The sequence below is a fragment of the Synechococcus sp. SynAce01 genome (assembly GCF_001885215.1).
In the GTDB taxonomy this organism is placed as follows: Bacteria; Cyanobacteriota; Cyanobacteriia; order PCC-6307; family Cyanobiaceae; genus Regnicoccus; species Regnicoccus frigidus.
On record NZ_CP018091.1, the window covers coordinates 855,902 to 874,236 of the forward strand.

Below are 18,335 nucleotides of genomic sequence, written 5' to 3' on the forward strand. Positions count from 1 at the left end.
GTGTAGCGACGCGATGACGGCATCCCCTCCCGCCAAGGAAACAATCCTGGTCGTCGATGACGAGGCCAGCATCCGCAGGATCCTGGAAACCCGCCTGTCGATGATTGGGTACCACGTGGTCACCGCCAGTGACGGCGTGGAGGCCTTGGAAGCCTTCCGCTGCTCCAGCCCCGACCTGGTCGTGCTCGACGTGATGATGCCGAAGCTGGATGGCTACGGGGTCTGCCAGGAGCTGCGCAAGGAATCCGACGTGCCGATCGTGATGCTCACCGCCCTCGGCGATGTGGCCGACCGGATCACGGGCCTCGAACTCGGTGCCGACGACTACGTCGTCAAGCCGTTCAGCCCCAAGGAACTGGAGGCACGCATCCGCTGCGTGCTGCGCCGCGTCGACAAAGAGCAAGTGGTGGGGATCCCCAACTCCGGGGTGATCCAGGTCAGCGACCTGCGCATCGACACCAACAAACGCCAGGTGTACCGCAACGACGAGCGCATCCGCCTCACCGGCATGGAATTCAGCTTGCTGGAGCTGCTCGTCAGCCGCTCGGGCGAGCCGTTCAGCCGCGGCGAGATCCTCAAAGAGGTCTGGGGCTATACCCCGGAGCGTCATGTGGACACCCGTGTGGTGGATGTCCACATCTCCAGGCTGCGCTCCAAACTGGAAGACGATCCCGCCAACCCCGAGCTGATCCTCACAGCCCGGGGCACGGGTTATCTGTTCCAGCGCATCGTGGAATCCGTTGGTAGCGAAGGAGCCTGAATTCGATCCCCGGTACCGGCGTCCGAAGCCGAGCCGGGCCATCCGGCGGCTGGTGATCTGGTACCGCCGCAACGCTGCCGTGACCAGCCTGGTGGGCACCGCCACCTCCTCGGCGACCACGATGGCCTCGGCCGCCGGCTCGGTGGCGGGGTCTGTGGCGGGCTCGGTGGCCTCAACGGCCGGCTCGGTGCTCTACCCCCTGCGCCGGCTGCAGCAGGGTGCTGGAGGCCTTGAGGCGCCGATTCGCGAAGCCGATCGCCTCTGGGTGGCCGTCGATGGCATGGGTGGCGATTTCGCCCCCGGGCCGATCCTGGCGGGCTGCCTCGATGCCGTCCGGGTGCTGCCCCTGCGCGTGCGTTTCGTGGCCGAAGAGGCTGCGCTCCAGGAAGCCGTGGCCGCGCTCGACCTGGGCGAGGAACTCCGGGAGGCGGTGGCGGCGGGTTTGCTGGAGTTGATCAGCAGTGGCCCCTCGGTACAGATGCACGAGGAGGCCAGGGTGGTGCGCCGCAAGCGCGATGCCAGCATCAACCTGGCCATGGACCAGGTCAGCCAGGGACAGGCGATGGCCGTCTATTCGGCGGGGAACTCCGGAGCCGTGATGGCCGCCGCCATTTTCCGGCTGGGCCGCTTGAAGGGCATCGATCGCCCGGCGATCGGCGCCCTGTTCCCCACCAAAGACCCCGCCGAGCAGGTGCTGGTGCTGGATGTCGGCGCCAACATGGATTGCAAGCCGGCCTATCTCCACCAGTTCGGCCTGCTGGGGAGCATCTACAGCCGCGATGTGCTGGGAGTGGCCAACCCCAGGATCGGCCTGCTCAACATCGGCGAAGAGTCGTGCAAGGGCAATGACCTCACGGTCAAGGCCTATCCGCTGCTGGAGGCCGAGAGTCGGCTTCGCTTTGCCGGCAACTGCGAGGGCCGCGACGTGCTCTCCGGCCAGTTCGATGTGGTCGTTTGTGACGGCTATACCGGCAACGTGCTGCTCAAGTTCCTGGAATCGGTGGGCGGCGTTCTGCTCGACGTGCTGCGGGCGGAACTGCCCCGTGGCCGCCGCGGCAAGGTTGGATCCGCCTTCCTGCGCAGCAACCTGGTGCGCATCAAGAAACGGCTCGACCATGCCGAACATGGCGGCGCCCTGCTGCTGGGTGTCAACGGCATCTGCGTGATCGGTCACGGCAGCAGCAAGGCCCTCTCGGTGGTCAGCGCCCTGCGCCTGGCCCACCGTGCCGCCAGCCACGGCGTCATGGACGATCTCCACCAGCTCAGTGCAGCCTCGACTGCCGAAGCGGGCCGTGAAGAAGCGGGCGCCGAACCCGGTCCTGAAGCCGGCGCCAAGGCCGGGGCCATCCCCGCCTGTGGTTGACTGAGCCCAACTGTGGTCGCGCAGGTGTCGCTCGGTCAATGGAGCGCTGGGATGGCGCTGGTGGGATGTGGCAGTGCCCTGCCCAGCCTCAGCCTGAGCAATGACCAGCTCAGCCATCGGGTCGAGACCAACGACGCCTGGATTCGCAGCCGTACCGGCATCGCCGCCCGGCGGGTCGCTGGGCCCGGGGAGACACTCACCAGCCTGGCCACCGATGCGGGGCGGGCGGCTCTGGCCCATGCGGGCTGGCAGCCTCAGGATCTCGATCTGATCCTGCTGGCCACCTCCAGCCCCGACGACCTCTTCGGCACGGCCCCCCGCATCCAGGCGGCCCTTGGGGCAAACCAGGCGGTGGCCTTCGATCTGACGGCGGCCTGCAGTGGCTTCCTGTTTGCCCTGATCACGGCCGGCCATTACCTGCGCTGCGGCACGATGCGGCGCGTCCTGGTGATCGGCGCTGACCAGCTCAGCCGCTGGATTGACTGGGATGACCGCAGCACCTGCGTCCTGTTCGGCGATGGCGCCGCCGCTGTGGCGCTCGAAGCCTGCCCTGGCGCTGACGATGGTCTGCTGGGTTTCCGAATGCACTCCGATGGCCGCCGCGCCGAGTGCCTGACCCTGCAGCAGGGCCAGGAGCGCCATCCCCTGGTGGAGGGCCATACCGCCCAGCGCGGTGGCTTCCAGCCGATTCAGATGAATGGGCAGGAGGTCTACAAGTTCGCCGTGCGCGAGGTGCCTGCCGTGCTGGAAGCCCTGCTGAAGGACACCGGCACCGCCACCAGCCAGATCGACTGGCTGCTGCTGCACCAGGCCAACCAACGGATCCTCGATGCGGTGGGCACACGCCTGGGGATTCCAGCTGATCGGGTGCTCAGCAACCTGGCCGCCTACGGCAACACCTCCGCCGCCACCATCCCCTTGATGCTCGATGAGGCCGTGCGGGATGGCCGGATCGCCCCCGGCCATCTGATCGCCACCAGTGGCTTCGGCGCTGGTTTGAGCTGGGGGGCCGCCCTGCTGCGCTGGCGGGGTCCCGGCGGCAGCGGCGCCTAATCTCCAGCCGGTTCAACGCGCTGCCTCCATGACCATTGCCTGGGTGTTTCCCGGCCAGGGATCACAGAAACTCGGCATGGCTGAAGGCCTGCTGGAGCTCCCTGGCGCCAGGCAGCGCTTCGCGATCGCTTCGGAGCTGCTGGGCCGTGATCTGCTGGCGATCTGCTCCGGCAGCGTCCCGGATCAGCCCGACCAGCTCCACGACCTCAACGACACCCGCAACACCCAGCCCGCCCTGTTTGTGGTGGAAAGTCTGCTGGTGGATGGGCTGCTCGCCCAGGGGCGCACAGCCCAACTGGTGGCGGGCCACAGTCTGGGGGAATTGGTGGCCCTCTATGCCGCCGGTGTTTTTGACGTCGCCACCGGCCTGCGGCTGATCCAGTGCCGCAGCAACCTGATGGCCGCTGCCGGCGGTGGGGCCATGACGGCCGTGATTGGCTTCGATCGCAACGAACTGGAGCGGCTGGTGGCCAGCAGCGACGGGGTGGTGATCGCCAACGACAACAGTGCGGCCCAGGTGGTGATTTCCGGGACACCGGAGGCTGTGGGCGAGGTGAGCCGTGCCCTGCGCTGTAAGCGCGCCATCCCTCTGGCGGTGTCTGGCGCTTTTCACTCGCCGATGATGCAAGAGGCGGCTGCGGCCTTCGCGGCGGAACTGGACGCTGTGCCCTTCGCCACGGCCTCTATCCCGGTGCTGAGCAACACCGATCCCAGCCCCCAGACCAATGGCGAGCTGCTCAAGGAGAGGCTGGCTGGGCAGATGGTGCGTGGCGTTCGCTGGCGCGAAACAATGGCCCAGTTCCAAGCCGAGGGGATCGGCACCGTGGTGGAGATCGGGCCAGGGAACGTGCTCAGCGGCCTGGTCAAACGGGAGCTTGAGGGGGTGGTCAGCGCCCGGATCGCTTGCGCCGAGGATCTGGGCCTTTGAGCAACCTGCCCCTGGTTCCAGATCCCGGCCTGCCCAGGCCGGCCCTGCTGACACCGCGGCCCAGCGTCACCTACCGGCTGATCAGCTCCCTGCTGGTGTTTCCGATCTACCGGCTGCTCTTCCGCGGCCATACGGCAGACAACCGCCAGGTGCCGCTGCAGGGACCGCTGGTGGTGGTCGCCAACCACGGGTCCCATCTCGATCCGCCCCTGCTGGGCCATGCCCTCGGCCGCCCGGTGGCCTTCATGGCCAAGGCCGAACTGTTCAAGGTGCCGCTTCTCGGCGCGATCATCCGGGCCTGTGGGGCCTACCCGGTGTCACGGGGTGCCAGCGACCGTGAGGCGATTCGCGTCGCCATGGCCCGCCTGGCGGAGGGCTGGGCCACCGGCGTGTTTCTCGATGGCACCCGCCAAGCTGACGGTCGGGTGAACGATCCCCAGCTGGGGGCCGCGTTCCTGGCCGCCAGGGCCGGTGCACCCCTGCTGCCTGTCGCGATCGTCAACAGCCACCGGGCCCTGGGTCAGGGGCGGCCCTGGCCACGGCTCGTACCGATCCACATCCGCATCGGTCAGCCGATTGCGCCACCGGCCACGCGCCAGCGCGCCGACCTTGAGGCCACCACCCTTGCCTGCCAGCAACAGATCAACGGCCTACTGGACCAGGGGCTGCTGCCGGCGGCGCCGGTCCGAGCCGCTCTGCCGCCCATTGGCGCAGGTCGCGGCCACTGATCACCCAGACCAGCGCCCGCAGGCCATCCCGCCAGATTTTGCGGCGGCTCTCCGGTGCACAGTCGGCTCCGCAGGGTACCGGCACCGGGCTGAGCTCAATGCCGCGGCTACCGGCGACGATCCGGCCCACCAGCAACGCCCGCTCCATGTGATCACTGCTGGTCACCAGCAGGACATGGCGAATACCGTCGCGCCGGAGGTCATCCACCACGGTGGTGAAGTTGCTGACGGTGTCTGAGGCGCGGTAGTCGAGCTGGTATTGATTCCGGCCCAGGCCTTCCTGACGCAGCAACCACTGGGCATATTCGGGATTGCTGCCACCGCTCACCATCAGTGGCAGGCCGTAGCGATGGGCCAGCTGGCCGGCGAGCTTTTCGCGGGCCACATCGCCGCCGAGCGCCAGGATCAACTGGGGGCCGGAGCGCGAGGCCGGAGCGAACGGGGGCAAGGGGAAACCCAGCGCCGTGGCGCGAATCAAGCCGGCCACTCCCAAGGCCAGCACCGCCCAGAGCAGGAGCCGCCGCATCAGCCCAACTCCACCGGGCTTGTCGGATAGAGCGGCAACACCGGCTGCCAGGGCGCCGTGATCTGGGCTGCTGCTGCCGCCTGGCTCAAGGCCAGCAGCTGGGCCAGGTCAGCCGCCGGCTCCACCCGGGCCTCCAGGCGCCTGGCCGCCGGCCCTTCCCCAGGGGTGCGCAGCAATCGCGGCGCCTGGAGTTCTTGGAGCCCCCCCGGCACGGCCGGATCCAGCAGATAGCAGCCGGAGACCAGGCCACGACGCGGCAAGGTCTGCTCAATCCAGAACGGTTCAGCGTCGTCGTTGAGCTCACCGGCCAACCAGAGGCGACGGGCGATCAGCAGAAAGCTGCTGAAGCCATCGAGGGGAAGCTGCAATTGCTGGGCCAGGGTGCGGGCCAGGAGCACCGTGAGCCGGGTGCCCGTGAAGCCGCCTGGCCCGGTGGCGACCGCCAGCCGGCCCAGGTGGCTCCAGCGCCGGGCCGGCAGCAACTCCTCGAGGCAGCCCAGCAATTCGTTGCCCAGGGCCCTGCCCAGCGGGTGAGTGGCGATCTGGGCAGCGGCAGGTTCGCCGCCGGGCTGGCGAGCGCCCAATGCCTGCAGGCCCACCGCCAGGGTGTCGCTGCTGCTGTGCAGGGCCAGGAGCAAGGGAGGGTGCTCCGTCATCGCGGCAGCAACTGCCCAGGCCGGAGCCGGAGCCAACGCCCCGGTTCGGCCTTGAAGCTCAGGCAACCCCGCACGTCCCACTCCACACCCACCTGGGCCTGGGGAAGGTCGATCACCTGAACATGGATCCGGGGTTCGATCGGCTGAAAATCGGGGGTCGCACTGAGATGGTCCACACCATGTTGGCGCTCAACCGCGTGATAGGCCTGGCAACGGTCGACCCAGTGGCAGTCCACGCAGATGCACATCCCCCAGCGGCCCACGGATCGCTCCATTCTGGGGTGGAGTGAGCAGGGTGCATCGGGCCTGGCCCTAGCCGCCGACCGCCTGCGGCTGGTGTTGGCCACGGACGCCTGGCCCCTGCCGGTTGCCGATCTCCCCGCCGGCTCGGCCCTGGTGGGCGGCGCCGTGCGCGATGGGCTGCTCGGGCGCCTGGCCGCGAGGCCCGACCTGGATCTGGTGGTTCCGGTGGAGGCCATTGCCCTCTGCCAGACACTCAGCCGTCGCCATGGCGGCAGCGCCGTGGTGCTGGACGCCAAGCGGTCGATCGCCAGGCTGGTTTTGAAGGGCTGGAGCATCGATCTGGCACGGCAGGTGGGGGGGAGCCTGGAGGCCGATCTGGCTCGGCGTGACTTTCGCCTCAATGCCCTGGCCCTGCCACTGCGGCCAGGCGCCCCCCTGCTCGATCCCACCGCTGGCCTCAAGGACCTGGCCAATGGACAGGTGGTGGCTGTGGCGGAGGCCAATCTTCGCGAGGATCCTTTGCGCTTGCTGCGGGGGATCCGTCTGGCCGCCGAACTCGGTTTCGCGCTGGGAGAGGAAACCCTGGACTGGATCCAGGCCCATCACCACCTGATCACCCAGGTGGCCCCGGAGCGGGTGCTGGCGGAGCTGGAGAAACTGGCGGGCTGTCCTGATGGGGGCCAGGGTCTGGCTCTGGCCTACGAGAGCCACCTGCTTGAGAGCTGGCGGCCGCGGTGGCAGCTGGCCCCCGGCGCCACCGACCAAGGGCCCGATGCGCCCGATCGCGCAGCAACGGCACGCTGCCTGGAGCAGCTGACAACTGAGCAAGCCAGGCTCAGAGGTCTGCTGCCGCCGGAAAGCTCTGCGCCCCTTGGTTTGGCCCGCTTGGCCGTGCTCTTCGATGGCGCTGGCCTCGCCAGCCTGCGGGGCAGCCGCCAACTGCAACAGCGTTGCGAGCGGCTGCACCACTGGTGGCGGCTGTTGGGCCAGGACGACAAAGGGCCCGAGTCGCTTCTCGATCGGTTGCCTGAACCCGAGCGCCTGCGGTTGCACCAGCAGATCGCCGGCGATCTGCCTGCCTTGCTGCTGTTTTTCCCGCCTCCGCTGGCCTTGGCCTGGCTGGAGCGATGGCGTGATCCCGCCGATCCCCTGTTCCATCCCCACCCTCCGCTGGACGGACGCGAGCTGCAGGAACTCCTGGGCCTGGCTCCTTCGCGGCGGCTGGGGCAATTGCTGGGGCACCTCTGCCTAGAGCGGGCCTTCGGCCGGATCAGCAATTCTGAAGAAGCGTTGAAGGCTGCCTCCATCTGGCTGAATGGAACCGCGTCGTGATTTACTCTTATTTGAAGAGGCATTACCAAATGCCTGATCCGTCGTGCCCCAGGGGTGCCGGTTAATCATCAGACTTTTCCATCCATGGATTCCTGGGCCCCTGGCTCCTCGATCCAGCCTGTCGATCGATTGATCAGCGGCCTAGAGCCAGTTGTTTCCATTTCTCCTCTCTTCCCATGAGCGTTCGCCTTTATGTCGGCAATCTGCCGCAAACTTTTGATGCCAAGGAGCTTGAAGCTCTGTTCAAGGCCGTTGGTGAAGGCGTGCGCTTCAAAACCGTTCAAGACCGCGAAACCGGCGCCTGCCGCGGCTTCGGGTTCGCCAATGTCGATGAAGAAAAGCTAGCTGACACCGTGATCGAGCAGCTCAATGGCCGCGATTTCGGCGGCAACACCCTGCGGATTGAGCGGTCCGAGCGCAAGGACGCACGCAGCACCCCCATCGCCGGCGGCAGTGATCGTCGTCCGGCCGGTGGAACCGCCGTGGCCCGCAAGGCCAGCAACAAGGTGGTACATAGCGACACCGTCACCGAAGGCGCCCCTGACCCACGCTGGGCCGGCGAACTCTCGAAGTTGAAGTCGTTGCTCGCCAACCAAACGGCCACGGTCTGATCGCTCTAACCGTGGCGCCAACCTGGCAGTGGCAGGGCCACACGATCGGTTTCAGCCAAGCCGGCCCGGAAGGAGACACTCCTGATCGCTCCACGGTGATCCTGATCCACGGTTTTGGCGCCTGCTCAGCCCACTGGCGTCACAACTTGCCGGTGCTGGCTGAGCGTTTTGATGTGTATGCGCTTGACCTGCTTGGCTTCGGGGCCAGCGCCAAGCCACGCTCCCGGCTCAAGGACGAGCCGCAGCTAGCCGGTTCCGTGCGCTACTGCTTCGATCTCTGGGCCACCCAGGTGTCCGACTTCGTCGCCAGCCTGGAGCCGAATCAGCGCCGGGGGCCCCTGCAGCTGGTGGGCAATTCAATCGGGGGTCTGGTGGCCCTGCGGGCTTGCCAGGTGCTTGAGAGTCGCGGTATCGCCCCCACGCAGGTGATCCTGATCGACTGTGCCCAGCGCACCCTCGATGAGAAGCGCATCGCCAAACTGCCGGCCTTTGAGCGGCGGTTGCGGCCGCTGGTGAAGCAGCTGGTGCGTCAGCGCCGCATCGTGGCGCCCCTGTTCCGAATCCTGGCCCGTCCCTCCTTCATCCGCCAGGTGCTGGCCAAGGCCTATCCCAGTGGCGCCAATATCGACGCCGAGCTCGTGGAGATCCTGCACAGGCCGAGCACCGATCCGGGAGCGGCGGAGAGCTTCCGGGGATTCATCAATCTTTTCGATGATCATCTTGCCCCTGAGCTGTTGGCAGACCTGTCGGTGCCGGTGCGCCTGCTCTGGGGCGAGCGGGACCCCTGGGAAAGCCCGGCGGAAGCGCTGGAGTGGAGTGAACAATTCGACTGCATTCAGGAGCTGAGGGTCCTGCCGGGGCTGGGACATTGCCCCCACGACGAAGCCCCCGAGCAAGTCAACCCGGTTCTGCTCGAATGGCTGAGTTTGGGTGAGAGCGAAATCAGCGCAACTGGGCAATCAGGTAAGAGAAGGGGAGATCAAGCAACTTGAATCCTCTTGGCACGAAAGCGCGACGATTGAAGACGTCGTAGTCATGCCGCTCAATCACCGCGAGGATGCCCCGATACAGGCGCAGCGAGGCCCAGACCGGCCAGCGGGCGTCGGCAGCCAGCCAGCGCACCCCTGCTTCGGATCGGCTGAACCACTGCCGGGCACGCAGCAACTGAAAGGCCATCAGGGCACGCCAGTTGTCATTGATCGTGCCGGCCATCAGGTCAGCCTCTGAATAATTGAATCGGACCAGATCCTCCTGGGGAAGGTAAATACGACCGCGGCTGCGGTCTTCGCCCACATCCCGCAGGATGTTGGTGAGCTGGTTGGCGATGCCGAGGGCAACGGCGGCATTGGAGGTGTCGGGCCGTTCGCTCCAGGGAGCCGAGGTGTAGGCGGGATCCAGACCCATCACTTCCTGCGTCATCAGCCCGACGGTGCCAGCAACGCGATAGCAGTAGAGCTCGAGGTCTTGGAAGCTGGCGTAGCGGTGGCGGAGCAGGTCCATGCGCTGGCCCTCGATCATGTCGAGGTAGGGCTGCAACGGCTGGGGGAACCGCTCGAGCGTGTCGACCATGGCCAGGTCGAGGGAGTCATCCACATGACCGTTGAACAGGGAGCGGGTGCGCGCCTCCCAGAGATCCAGCCGCTCCGCCAGGCAAGCCCCCGGCAAGGCCTGGGCCTGGGGGCTGTCCATCAGCTCGTCGGTGCGGCGACACCAGACGTAGATGGCCCAGATCGCCCGCCGTTTGGCCGGCGGCATCAGCAGCGTGCCGAGGTAGAAGGTTTTCGCCCACTGGGCCGTTTCCTGCCGGCAGGCTTCGTAGGCCTGATCGAGGTTCAGGGAGGATCTGGGTGTGGCTGTTGGGGAAGCAACCAGGACAGTCACACGGTCACCGCAGCGGGCCGGGCGGCGACGCTGACCGCCTCGGCGCAGAGCTTGCCGCTCAGCACGGCACCCTCCATCGAGGCCAGGTAGCGCTGCATGGTGTAGTCACCGGCCAGGAAAAAATTGGCGATCGGCGATTGCTGGGAGGGCCTGAGCTGCTGGCAGCCAGGGACCGATTTGTACACCGACTGCGGCGTCTTGACCACGTGGAACTTGCGCAGGGTGGGCTGGTCGTCGCCGCTGAAGTGGTTGGGGAACAGCCGCTTGAGTTCGCCCATGGTGGCCGCGATGATGTCCGCATCGCTGCGGCCGATCCAGGCCTCGGCAGGGGCAAACACCAGTTCCAGCATGGAACGGTCGGGGTCGGCGTACTCCCGGCAGGTGTTGCTCATGTCGGCGTACACGCTGAGCAGATCGGAACGACTGAACAAAAGGTGGTCGATCTCGGTCAGTTTGCGGTCAAACCAGAGATGAATGTTGATCACCGGAACCCCCTTGAGGCCCTCCAGCTTCTGGAAATAGGGCATCGACCGCCAGGTTTCGGGTACCAGCAGCTTGAGGGGATCGACCGGCAGGGCGCTGACATAGGCATCGGCTTCCACCTCCAAAGGCTCGTTGCCCTTGATTCCGGCGAAGCGGAAACCAGCCACCGAGCCGTCGCCAGCCAGCCGAATCTCGCGCAACGGCCGGTTCAGATGCACCTCCCCCCCTTGTTCGCGGATCGCGGCGACGATCGGTTCACACAGGCGCTCGGGCGGGTTGCCATCAAGGAACGCCATCTTTGAACCGTTTTTCTCCTGCAGGAAGCGGTTGAGGGCCGTGAGCAGCACCGTGCTGGAGATTTCATCGGGATTGATGAAATTAAGGGCCTTGCTCATCGCAATGAACACCTCGTCGTTGACCCGCTCCGGAATGTTGTGCAGCCGCAGCCAGTCGGTCCAGGAATACTGATCGCAGTCTTCGACGTAGCCCTGACCACGGATCATCGCTGGTACCAGGCCAAGCCCGAACTGGATTTTCTCCGGCCAGGTGAGCATGTCGTTGTTGCCGAGGATCGCCGCCACGCCGTTGAGCGGGGCGGGCAGATCAGGAAAATCGAAGCGGCTGTAGGTGCCGGGATCGTCCTTCTGGTTGAAGATCATCGCGTGGTCCTTCCACTGCAGACGGTCTTCAATGCCGAGTTCGCTGAACAGCTGGAGCATGTTGGGGTAGGCCCCGAAGAAGATGTGCAGACCGGTCTCGTACCAGTCGCCGTCTTCGTCCTGCCAGGCCGCCACCTTGCCGCCGAGCACATCCCTGGCTTCGTAGAGCACGGGGGTGTGGCCTGCGTCGCAGAGGTATTTGGCGCAGGAGAGGCCGGCAAGACCTGCTCCGGCGATGGCGACGCGCATGGGAAATCAAAAACCAAAATCAACCTTAAAAGGCCCAGGCCGCCCAGCGCTGAACGAGAGCTTCCTAAAGTCAGGTCGTGCGTCCTGTTCCGGCACTTCCGCCCCCCCTTTCATGGCCGACGAACTCCTGCTCAAATCGACGACCCGTCACGTACGGCTGTTCACCGCCCGCCTGGAGGAGGAGCAACTCGTGGCCGATCCCTCCAAACTCACCCTCGACCTCGATCCCGACAACGAGTTTCTCTGGGAGCCGGCCGTGGTCGCGACCGTCCAGAAGCGGTTCAAGGACCTGGTGGCGGCCGACGCCGGCAAGGATCTCAGCGAATACAACCTGCGCAGGATCGGCTCCGAGCTGGAGGGCACGATCCGGCAATTGCTGCAGGCCGGCGAGCTGAAGTACAACCCGGATGCCCGGGTCCTGAATTATTCGATGGGATTGCCCCGCAGCCCGGAGGCCTGAGATGAACCGTTCCCGTTTCGACCGCGAGCGTGACCCCTCTTCGGCTCGTAACCGTTCCAGTAGCACCAACGGCGATCGCGACGCCTACGCGGCCTACGACGAGGAGCGCTACGGCGAACGCTCCCGTCCCCGCCGCCAGCCCGGCCGGGCCGGCATCGAGAGCAACGGCGCAAGCGGCGTCGGAGCGGCTCCTGCCCAGCCCTTCAAGTTCAATGTGGCCACCATGGCCGTGCTCGCCGGCGTGCTGGTGGTTGGCATCGGCATCGGCACCGCCCTCTCCAGCAACACGGTGGGCAACCAGGGCAACATCGCCAGCAGCCAGCAGCTCGACCTCGCCGTCCCGGATCCGGAGTTCTGCAAGCAGTGGGGTGCGAGTGCCTTCGTGAACGACATCGAGCTCTACACGACCATGAACCCGAGCAGCAGTTTCGTGACCCAGCCGACCCTGCAGGCCGGTTGCGTGATCCGCCGGGAAAACTGGAGCGTGTTGCAGAAGGAAGGCGCCGTGACCGCCGAGCAGATGCGCCAGTGCAAGCAGCGCATGAACACCTTTGCCTACATCGGCTCGATCCGGGACAGCCCAGTGGTCCGCTGCGTCTACCAGACCGACATCAGCGGCAACAAATTCCAGACCCGCGGCATCGCCGGAGCCGCCGATGACGCCGTCGGGATCACCCCCGAAGGGGATCAGTTCTGAGCCGCTGCGCTCTGGGCCGTCGCTGCAGCCAGCACTTCGGGGCTGGCTGCAGGCTTGGCTGGCTGGCGTAGGGGGCTATCCGGGCTGGCGAACTCAGGCAGCACTTCGCGGCGGAAAGCTTCAGAGGCCCTGGAGCAATAGCGGGCTGGGTGGGTGATCAACTTCAGCTGACGCCGCACCAGCAAGTCGGCCACGGGGAGCCGTTGCAGGCTGCCGGTCGCCAGCTCCCGCTCGATCGAGACCACCGGCAGGAAGGCCGCTCCCAGACCAGACTGGACAGCATTTTTGATCGCCTCAAAGGAGTTGAGCTCCATCTCGATCTTGAGACGTTGCAACTCCAGGCCGGAGCGCGAGAGCAGATGGTCCACCATTTTCCGGGTGGTCGACTGGGCATCAAGGCAGACGAAGCCAAGGCGGTAGAGGTCGTCTTTGTGCAGCTCGCTCAGGCGCGACAACGGATGCTTGACCGGCAGTACCAGGGCAAGTTCATCGTTGGCGTAGGGAACCACCTGCAGCAGGTCGTTGAGCTCAGACGGCAGCTCGCCGCCGATGATCGCCAGATCCACCTGGCCATTGGCCACGCTCCAGCTGGTGCGCCGGGTGCTGTGCACCTGCAGCTGCACCGCCACATCGGGATACTTCTGGCGGAACAGGCCGATCATCCGCGGCATCAGATAGGTGCCCGTGGTCTGGCTGGCACCCACCACCAACGACCCCCCCTTGAGGTTGTGGAGATCCTCGATTGAGCGGCAGGCCTCCTGACACTGGCCGAGGATCCGGTCGCAGTAGCTCAACAGAAGGTGGCCGGCTTCGGTGAGCTGGGCCTTGCGGCCGCCCCGATCAAACAGGGAAACATCCAGCTGCTTCTCCAGATTCTGGATCTGCAGGCTGACCGCCGGCTGGGTCACGTAGAGGCTGTCCGCCGCCTTCTTGAAGCTGCCCTCGCTGGCAATGGCCCGCAGGATGCGCAGCTGATCGAGGGTGAAGGGCAGATCAGCCATGGAATGACCCGTGGGGCTTGCTCCAGCTGAGTGGGCGAACTCTAAGGGAAACCTTGCGGGTGAACCAAGCGGAGCAGCAGAGGGCAACAGGCCGTCAGAATCCGCCCAGCTGCGGCCGTTGCTTGCCCCTTGCAGACCACCAGTCCAGCCTGGAGATGCTGGCCCTCCTGTTCGCTTTCGCCGTAATCCACAGCGGCGGTGCGGCCCTGCGCGTCTGGGGGGAGAAGCGGATTGGCGCCCGGGCCTGGCGGCTGCTGTTCGCCGCGCTCAGCATTCCATCGGCCGTGCTGGTGATCGGCTATTTCCTCGCCCATCGCTACGACGGCGTGCGGCTCTGGAACCTGCAGGGCAGCGCCGGGCTGATCCCCCTGATCTGGATCGGCACGGCGATCAGCTTCTTCTTCCTCTATCCGGCCACCTACAACCTGCTGGAGATCCCGGCGCTGCTCAAACCTGAGCAGCGGCTCTATGCCACCGGCATCATCCGGATCAGCCGCCACCCCCAGGCCGTTGGCCAGGTGCTCTGGTGTGCGACCCACCTGCTCTGGATCGGCAGCAGTTTCACGCTGGTCACCTGTGTGGGGCTGATCGCCCATCACCTGTTCGCCATCTGGCACGGCGATCGGCGCCTGGCTGCCCGCTACGGACCGGCCTTCGCTGCCGTCAAGGCCAACACCTCGGTGCTTCCGTTTCGAGCCGTGCTCGATGGGCGCCAGTCGCTGGTGCCCGCTGAATTCCTGCGGCCCTCCCAGCTGGGCATCGCCATCGCCATCGGCGGGCTCTGGTGGAGCCATCGCTACATCGGCCTTGCCGCCAGCAGCTTCAGCGACGGTCCGCTCGGCGCTGCCCTGGGCTGAGCGCGGTCGCTCACACAGCCCGAAGCAGACCTGGAGGTCTGCTTACACTCCGGGGGACTGCCCAGGGACTGGATGACATCGGCCTCGGAACTCGCCTGGTTGATTCCAGTGCTACCCCTGCTGGGGGCAGCGCTGATCGGCCTCAGCCTGATCAGCTTCAATCGCACCATCAACAGGTTGCGCAAACCTGTTGCTGTTTTCCTGATCAGCTGCGTCGGGGCCGCCGCCGTGCTCAGTTACGCGGTGCTGATCGAGCAGATCGGCGGCGCGCCGCCCACGGAAGTGCTGTTCGACTGGGCCAGTGCCGGCAGCTTCAATCTGCAGATGGGCTTCCGGGTCGATGCGCTTGGCGCCGTGATGCTGGCCCTGGTGACCACCATCGCCGTGCTGGTGATGGTGTACTCGGATGGCTACATGGCCCATGACAAGAGTTATGTGCGCTTTTTCACCTATCTGGCCCTTTTCAGCAGCTCGATGCTGGGCCTGGTGATCAGCCCCAACCTGCTCGAGATCTACGTGTTCTGGGAGCTGGTGGGCATGAGCTCCTACCTGCTGATCGGCTTCTGGTATGACCGCGATGGTGCCGCCAACGCCGCCCAGAAGGCCTTTGTGGTCAACCGGGTGGGTGATTTCGGCCTGCTGCTCGGCATCCTCGGCCTGTTCTGGGCCACCGGCAGCTTCGGCTTCGAGGACATCGGCCTCCGCCTCAGCCAGGCCCTGGCCGATGGCAGCGTCTCTCACCCGGCGGCGGTGATCCTCTGCCTGTTGGTGTTCATGGGGCCGATGGCCAAATCGGCCCAGTTCCCGCTTCATGTCTGGTTGCCCGACGCCATGGAGGGGCCCACCCCGATCTCCGCCCTGATCCATGCGGCCACGATGGTGGCGGCCGGCGTGTTCCTGGTGGCCCGCCTTCAGCCGATCTACATCCAGTTCGAGGAGGTGCAGGCCTTCATTGCCGTGATCGGCACGATCACCTGTTTCCTGGGCGCCTCGATCGCCCTCACCCAGATGGATCTGAAGAAGGGCCTGGCCTACAGCACGGTGTCCCAGCTGGGCTACATGGTCTTAGCGATGGGATGCGGCGCCCCGGTGGCCGGGATGTTCCACCTCGTGACCCACGCCTTCTTCAAGGCCATGTTGTTCCTCTGTTCAGGCTCGGTGATCCACGCCATGGAGGAGGTGGTGGGCCACGAACCGGTTCTCGCCCAGGACATGCGCCTGATGGGAGGTCTGCGCAAGCACATGCCCGTGACGGCCACCACCTTCCTGATCGGCTGCGTGGCGATCAGCGGCATCCCTCCTTTGGCGGGCTTCTGGAGCAAGGACGAGATCCTCGGCCAGGCCTTCAACGCCTTCCCCCTGCTCTGGGCGGTGGGCTTCCTCACCGCCGGCATGACCGCCTTCTACATGTTCCGGCTCTACTTCCTCACCTTTGAGGGGCCGTTCCGAGGCACCGATGCCGCCTTGAAAGCCCAGGTGCTGGCCGATGCCGGCCGGGTGGCAATGGAGGAAGAAGGCCAGGAAGGGCATGGCCAGCACGCCAGCGTTCCCCACGAATCGGGCTGGCAGATGGCAGCCCCGCTTGCGGTTTTGGCGGTGCCTTCCGTGCTGATCGGCCTGCTTGGGACCCCCTGGAACAACCGCTTCGCCAACCTGCTTGACCCCAGTGAGGCCGCCGAGATGGCCGAGCAGTTCAGTTGGGGCGACTTTTTACCTCTGGCCGGCGCCTCGGTGGTGATCTCGCTCACCGGGATCACCGTGGCGGTCCTGGCCTACTCCCTACACAAGCTGGATCTGGCCACGGCCGTGGCGGGCCGCTTCCCCCGCCTCAACGCCTTTCTGGCCAACAAGTGGTACCTCGACGACATCAACGATCGAATTTTCGTCAAGGGCAGCCGCAAGCTCGCTCGCCAGGTGCTGGAGGTTGACGCCAAGGTGGTGGACGGGGTGGTCAACCTCACCGGCCTGCTCACCCTCGGCAGCGGCGAGGGTCTCAAGTACTTCGAAACCGGCCGCGCCCAATTCTATGCACTGATCGTCTTCGGAGGCGTGATTGCCCTGGTGGTGCTGTTCAGCAGCTTCTAGGCCTGCCGCCACTGTGTGTGTCAACCCGTATCTGGGGAGCTCAAGCGCGGCCTGTATTTCTACACTCCGCCCAGAACTGCTTCCGAGGTCTGTGCCGCTGGATTTCTCCGTTGCTCCAGGCGCCCTGGCGGTCCTGGGCGGCGATCACGCAGGGGCCTTCCCCTGGCTCAGCGTCTCGATCCTGATGCCGATCGTGGCCGGGCTGTTGATCCCGTTCATTCCTGATCCCGGCGACGGCAAGACGATTCGCTGGTACGCCCTGGGCGTCGCCCTGCTCACCTTCCTGGTCACCGTTGGGGCCTACCTCAACGGCTACGACCCCTCAGAGGCCGGCCTGCAGCTGATCGAGCGGGTGGAATGGCTGCCCGATCTCGGCCTGGCCTGGTCGGTCGGTGCCGACGGGCTCTCGATGCCCCTGATCCTGCTCACCAGCTTCATCACCGCCCTGGCGGTGCTGGCCGCCTGGCCGGTCACCTTCAAACCGCGGCTGTTCTTCTTCCTGATCCTGGCGATGGATGGCGGCCAGATCGCCGTCTTCGCCGTTCAGGACATGCTTCTGTTCTTCCTGGCCTGGGAGCTGGAACTGCTGCCGGTGTACCTGTTGTTGGCGATCTGGGGGGCCAAGAAGCGCCAGTACGCTGCCACCAAGTTCATCCTTTACACCGCCGGCGGCTCGGTGTTCATCCTGCTGGCGGCCCTGGCCATGGGCTTCCAGGGTGGCGGCCCCCCCAGCTTTGAATACACAGCCCTGGCGGCCAAGGATTTCGGCACGCGCTTTGAGCTGCTGGCCTACGCCGGCCTGCTGATCGCCTTTGGGGTGAAACTGCCGATCGTGCCGCTGCACACCTGGCTGCCTGACGCCCACGGCGAAGCGACCGCGCCCGTGCACATGTTGCTGGCCGGCATCCTGCTGAAGATGGGGGGCTATGCCCTGCTGCGCTTCAACGTGCAGCTGCTGCCCGCAGCCCACGCCCAGTTTGCGCCGTTGCTGGTGGTTCTGGGGGTGGTCAACATCATCTACGCCGCCCTCACCTCCTTCGCCCAGCGCAACCTCAAACGCAAGATCGCCTACAGCTCGATCAGCCACATGGGCTTCGTGCTGATTGGCATCGGCAGCTTCAGCGCCCTCGGCACCAGCGGCGCCATGTTGCAGATGGTCAGCCATGGCCTGATCGGTGCCAGCCTCTTCTTCCTGGTGGGCGCCACCTACGACCGCACCCACACCCTGCAGCTCGATGAGATGGGCGGCGTGGGCCAGAAGATGCGCAAGATGTTCGCCCTCTGGACCGTCTGTTCGCTGGCCTCGCTGGCCCTACCGGGCATGAGCGGTTTCGTCTCGGAGCTGATGGTGTTTGTGGGCTTCGTCACCAGCGAGGCCTACTCTCTCAGCTTCCGCATCGTCATGGCAGGCCTGGCGGCGGTGGGGGTGATTCTGACGCCGATCTACCTGCTCTCCATGCTGCGGGAGATCTTCTTCGGCAAGGAGAACCCCGAGCTGGCGGCCCACAACACCCAGCTGGTGGATGCCGAGCCCCGCGAGATCTACGTGATCTCCTGCCTGCTGGTGCCGATCATCGGCATTGGTCTGTACCCCAGGATCGTCACCGACACCTACCGCGCCTCCATCGAGGCCCTGGTGCTACGCGAGCAATCGGTGATGGCCCGGGTGCTGTCTCCTCCGGAGAACGGGCTGATCCGCAACGCCCAGCCGGTCGAGTGGATGGCCCCCGCCCTGCTCCAGGCCCCGGCCCTGGGCTGAAAGC

General features: G+C 65.9%; 19 protein-coding genes. 13 read left to right on the plus strand and 6 right to left on the minus strand.

The annotated features are described in order from the left end of the window. Window positions 1-13 precede the first annotated feature (13 nt). From BM449_RS04500 to BM449_RS04520, 5 genes are read left to right on the plus strand one after another with little or no spacing between them, the layout of a single operon-like run. Window positions 14-760 (plus strand): response regulator transcription factor, encoded by a 747-nt coding sequence (locus tag BM449_RS04500; RefSeq protein ID WP_071800253.1) that lies wholly within the window; start codon window positions 14-16, stop codon window positions 758-760. Further along, on the plus strand, window positions 741-2,123 hold the full coding sequence (gene plsX, locus BM449_RS04505) for a phosphate acyltransferase PlsX (protein WP_083544384.1): 1,383 nt from the start codon (window positions 741-743) through the stop codon (window positions 2,121-2,123). The genes BM449_RS04500 and plsX overlap by 20 nt, the downstream gene beginning before the upstream one ends. Before the next feature lie 51 nt (window positions 2,124-2,174). Further along, window positions 2,175-3,176, plus strand: a complete 1,002-nt coding sequence (locus tag BM449_RS04510; protein ID WP_071800254.1) for a beta-ketoacyl-ACP synthase III — start codon at window positions 2,175-2,177, stop codon at window positions 3,174-3,176. 28 nt (window positions 3,177-3,204) lie between these two features. Further along, window positions 3,205-4,104: an ACP S-malonyltransferase gene (gene fabD, locus BM449_RS04515; RefSeq protein WP_071800255.1), complete on the plus strand. Its 900-nt coding sequence runs from the start codon at window positions 3,205-3,207 to the stop codon at window positions 4,102-4,104. A gap of 5 nt (window positions 4,105-4,109) precedes the next feature. Beyond that, on the plus strand, window positions 4,110-4,832 hold the full coding sequence (locus BM449_RS04520) for a lysophospholipid acyltransferase family protein (RefSeq protein ID WP_233831246.1): 723 nt from the start codon (window positions 4,110-4,112) through the stop codon (window positions 4,830-4,832). Here the strand turns inward: BM449_RS04520 and BM449_RS04525 are convergent. The 3 genes from BM449_RS04525 to BM449_RS04535 are packed head-to-tail and all read right to left on the minus strand — an operon-like array spanning window position 4,747 to window position 6,262. Continuing rightward, window positions 4,747-5,358: a YdcF family protein gene (locus tag BM449_RS04525; RefSeq protein WP_071800257.1), complete on the minus strand. Its 612-nt coding sequence runs from the start codon at window positions 5,356-5,358 to the stop codon at window positions 4,747-4,749. The genes BM449_RS04520 and BM449_RS04525 overlap by 86 nt on opposite strands. Next, window positions 5,358-6,014: a tRNA (adenosine(37)-N6)-threonylcarbamoyltransferase complex dimerization subunit type 1 TsaB gene (gene tsaB, locus BM449_RS04530; RefSeq protein ID WP_071800258.1), complete on the minus strand. Its 657-nt coding sequence runs from the start codon at window positions 6,012-6,014 to the stop codon at window positions 5,358-5,360. The genes BM449_RS04525 and tsaB overlap by 1 nt, the downstream gene beginning before the upstream one ends. Beyond that, window positions 6,011-6,262 (minus strand): Ycf34 family protein, encoded by a 252-nt coding sequence (locus BM449_RS04535; protein ID WP_071800259.1) that lies wholly within the window; start codon window positions 6,260-6,262, stop codon window positions 6,011-6,013. The genes tsaB and BM449_RS04535 overlap by 4 nt, the downstream gene beginning before the upstream one ends. Between BM449_RS04535 and BM449_RS04540 the strand changes: the two genes are divergently transcribed. The 3 genes from BM449_RS04540 to BM449_RS04550 all read left to right on the plus strand — a co-directional run bounded on the left by BM449_RS04540 (window position 6,255) and on the right by BM449_RS04550 (window position 9,192). Continuing rightward, window positions 6,255-7,589, plus strand: coding sequence for a CCA tRNA nucleotidyltransferase (locus BM449_RS04540; protein WP_083544385.1), 1,335 nt, complete (start codon window positions 6,255-6,257; stop codon window positions 7,587-7,589). The genes BM449_RS04535 and BM449_RS04540 overlap by 8 nt on opposite strands. 176 nt (window positions 7,590-7,765) lie before the next feature. Then, window positions 7,766-8,200 carry an RNA-binding protein gene (locus BM449_RS04545; RefSeq protein ID WP_071800260.1) on the plus strand — a complete coding sequence of 145 codons (435 nt, stop codon included), beginning with the start codon at window positions 7,766-7,768 and terminating at the stop codon, window positions 8,198-8,200. A gap of 11 nt (window positions 8,201-8,211) precedes the next feature. Then, window positions 8,212-9,192, plus strand: a complete 981-nt coding sequence (locus BM449_RS04550; RefSeq protein ID WP_233831071.1) for an alpha/beta fold hydrolase — start codon at window positions 8,212-8,214, stop codon at window positions 9,190-9,192. Here the strand turns inward: BM449_RS04550 and BM449_RS04555 are convergent. Both BM449_RS04555 and pds read right to left on the minus strand, forming a co-directional pair. Next, on the minus strand, window positions 9,143-10,081 hold the full coding sequence (locus tag BM449_RS04555; protein ID WP_071800261.1) for a phytoene synthase: 939 nt from the start codon (window positions 10,079-10,081) through the stop codon (window positions 9,143-9,145). The genes BM449_RS04550 and BM449_RS04555 overlap by 50 nt on opposite strands. Then, window positions 10,078-11,472 (minus strand): 15-cis-phytoene desaturase, encoded by a 1,395-nt coding sequence (pds, locus tag BM449_RS04560; RefSeq protein WP_071800262.1) that lies wholly within the window; start codon window positions 11,470-11,472, stop codon window positions 10,078-10,080. Before pds ends, BM449_RS04555 begins: the two co-directional genes overlap by 4 nt. A gap of 112 nt (window positions 11,473-11,584) precedes the next feature. Between pds and ndhM the strand changes: the two genes are divergently transcribed. Together ndhM and BM449_RS04570 are read left to right on the plus strand one after the other, a co-directional pair. Further along, a complete protein-coding gene (ndhM, locus tag BM449_RS04565) occupies window positions 11,585-11,932 on the plus strand; it encodes an NAD(P)H-quinone oxidoreductase subunit M (protein ID WP_071800263.1) in 348 nt (115 codons plus the stop codon). 1 nt (window position 11,933) lies between these two features. After that, window positions 11,934-12,629: a DUF3172 domain-containing protein gene (locus BM449_RS04570; RefSeq protein ID WP_071800264.1), complete on the plus strand. Its 696-nt coding sequence runs from the start codon at window positions 11,934-11,936 to the stop codon at window positions 12,627-12,629. On the opposite strand, the gene BM449_RS04575 is transcribed toward BM449_RS04570, so the two are convergent. Next, window positions 12,620-13,630 carry a LysR family transcriptional regulator gene (locus tag BM449_RS04575; RefSeq protein WP_071800265.1) on the minus strand — a complete coding sequence of 337 codons (1,011 nt, stop codon included), beginning with the start codon at window positions 13,628-13,630 and terminating at the stop codon, window positions 12,620-12,622. The two genes, BM449_RS04570 and BM449_RS04575, sit on opposite strands and share 10 nt — an antisense overlap. 155 nt (window positions 13,631-13,785) lie before the next feature. Between BM449_RS04575 and BM449_RS04580 the strand changes: the two genes are divergently transcribed. The 3 genes from BM449_RS04580 (at window position 13,786) to BM449_RS04590 (ending at window position 18,331) form a co-directional block, all read left to right on the plus strand. Further along, window positions 13,786-14,487, plus strand: a complete 702-nt coding sequence (locus BM449_RS04580; RefSeq protein WP_071800266.1) for an NnrU family protein — start codon at window positions 13,786-13,788, stop codon at window positions 14,485-14,487. 72 nt (window positions 14,488-14,559) lie between these two features. Further along, window positions 14,560-16,572, plus strand: coding sequence for an NAD(P)H-quinone oxidoreductase subunit 5 (locus BM449_RS04585; protein WP_071800267.1), 2,013 nt, complete (start codon window positions 14,560-14,562; stop codon window positions 16,570-16,572). Window positions 16,573-16,705: 133 nt separating this feature from the next. Continuing rightward, complete coding sequence (locus BM449_RS04590; RefSeq protein ID WP_255448130.1) at window positions 16,706-18,331, plus strand: NAD(P)H-quinone oxidoreductase subunit 4; 1,626 nt, start codon at window positions 16,706-16,708, stop codon at window positions 18,329-18,331. Window positions 18,332-18,335 lie beyond the last annotated feature (4 nt).

Coding starts and splice junctions, on each gene's coding strand:
- BM449_RS04500 (WP_071800253.1), top strand. CDS start 14: ATGACGGCATCCCCTCCCGCCAAGGAAACAATCCTGGTCGTCGATGAC.
- BM449_RS04510 (WP_071800254.1), top strand. CDS start 2,175: ATGGCGCTGGTGGGATGTGGCAGTGCCCTGCCCAGCCTCAGCCTGAGC.
- fabD (WP_071800255.1), top strand. CDS start 3,205: ATGACCATTGCCTGGGTGTTTCCCGGCCAGGGATCACAGAAACTCGGC.
- BM449_RS04525 (WP_071800257.1), bottom strand. CDS start 5,358: ATGCGGCGGCTCCTGCTCTGGGCGGTGCTGGCCTTGGGAGTGGCCGGC.
- tsaB (WP_071800258.1), bottom strand. CDS start 6,014: ATGACGGAGCACCCTCCCTTGCTCCTGGCCCTGCACAGCAGCAGCGAC.
- BM449_RS04540 (WP_083544385.1), top strand. CDS start 6,255: ATGCACATCCCCCAGCGGCCCACGGATCGCTCCATTCTGGGGTGGAGT.
- BM449_RS04535 (WP_071800259.1), bottom strand. CDS start 6,262: ATGTGCATCTGCGTGGACTGCCACTGGGTCGACCGTTGCCAGGCCTAT.
- BM449_RS04545 (WP_071800260.1), top strand. CDS start 7,766: ATGAGCGTTCGCCTTTATGTCGGCAATCTGCCGCAAACTTTTGATGCC.
- pds (WP_071800262.1), bottom strand. CDS start 11,472: ATGCGCGTCGCCATCGCCGGAGCAGGTCTTGCCGGCCTCTCCTGCGCC.
- ndhM (WP_071800263.1), top strand. CDS start 11,585: ATGGCCGACGAACTCCTGCTCAAATCGACGACCCGTCACGTACGGCTG.
- BM449_RS04570 (WP_071800264.1), top strand. CDS start 11,934: ATGAACCGTTCCCGTTTCGACCGCGAGCGTGACCCCTCTTCGGCTCGT.
- BM449_RS04575 (WP_071800265.1), bottom strand. CDS start 13,630: ATGGCTGATCTGCCCTTCACCCTCGATCAGCTGCGCATCCTGCGGGCC.
- BM449_RS04580 (WP_071800266.1), top strand. CDS start 13,786: ATGCTGGCCCTCCTGTTCGCTTTCGCCGTAATCCACAGCGGCGGTGCG.
- BM449_RS04585 (WP_071800267.1), top strand. CDS start 14,560: ATGACATCGGCCTCGGAACTCGCCTGGTTGATTCCAGTGCTACCCCTG.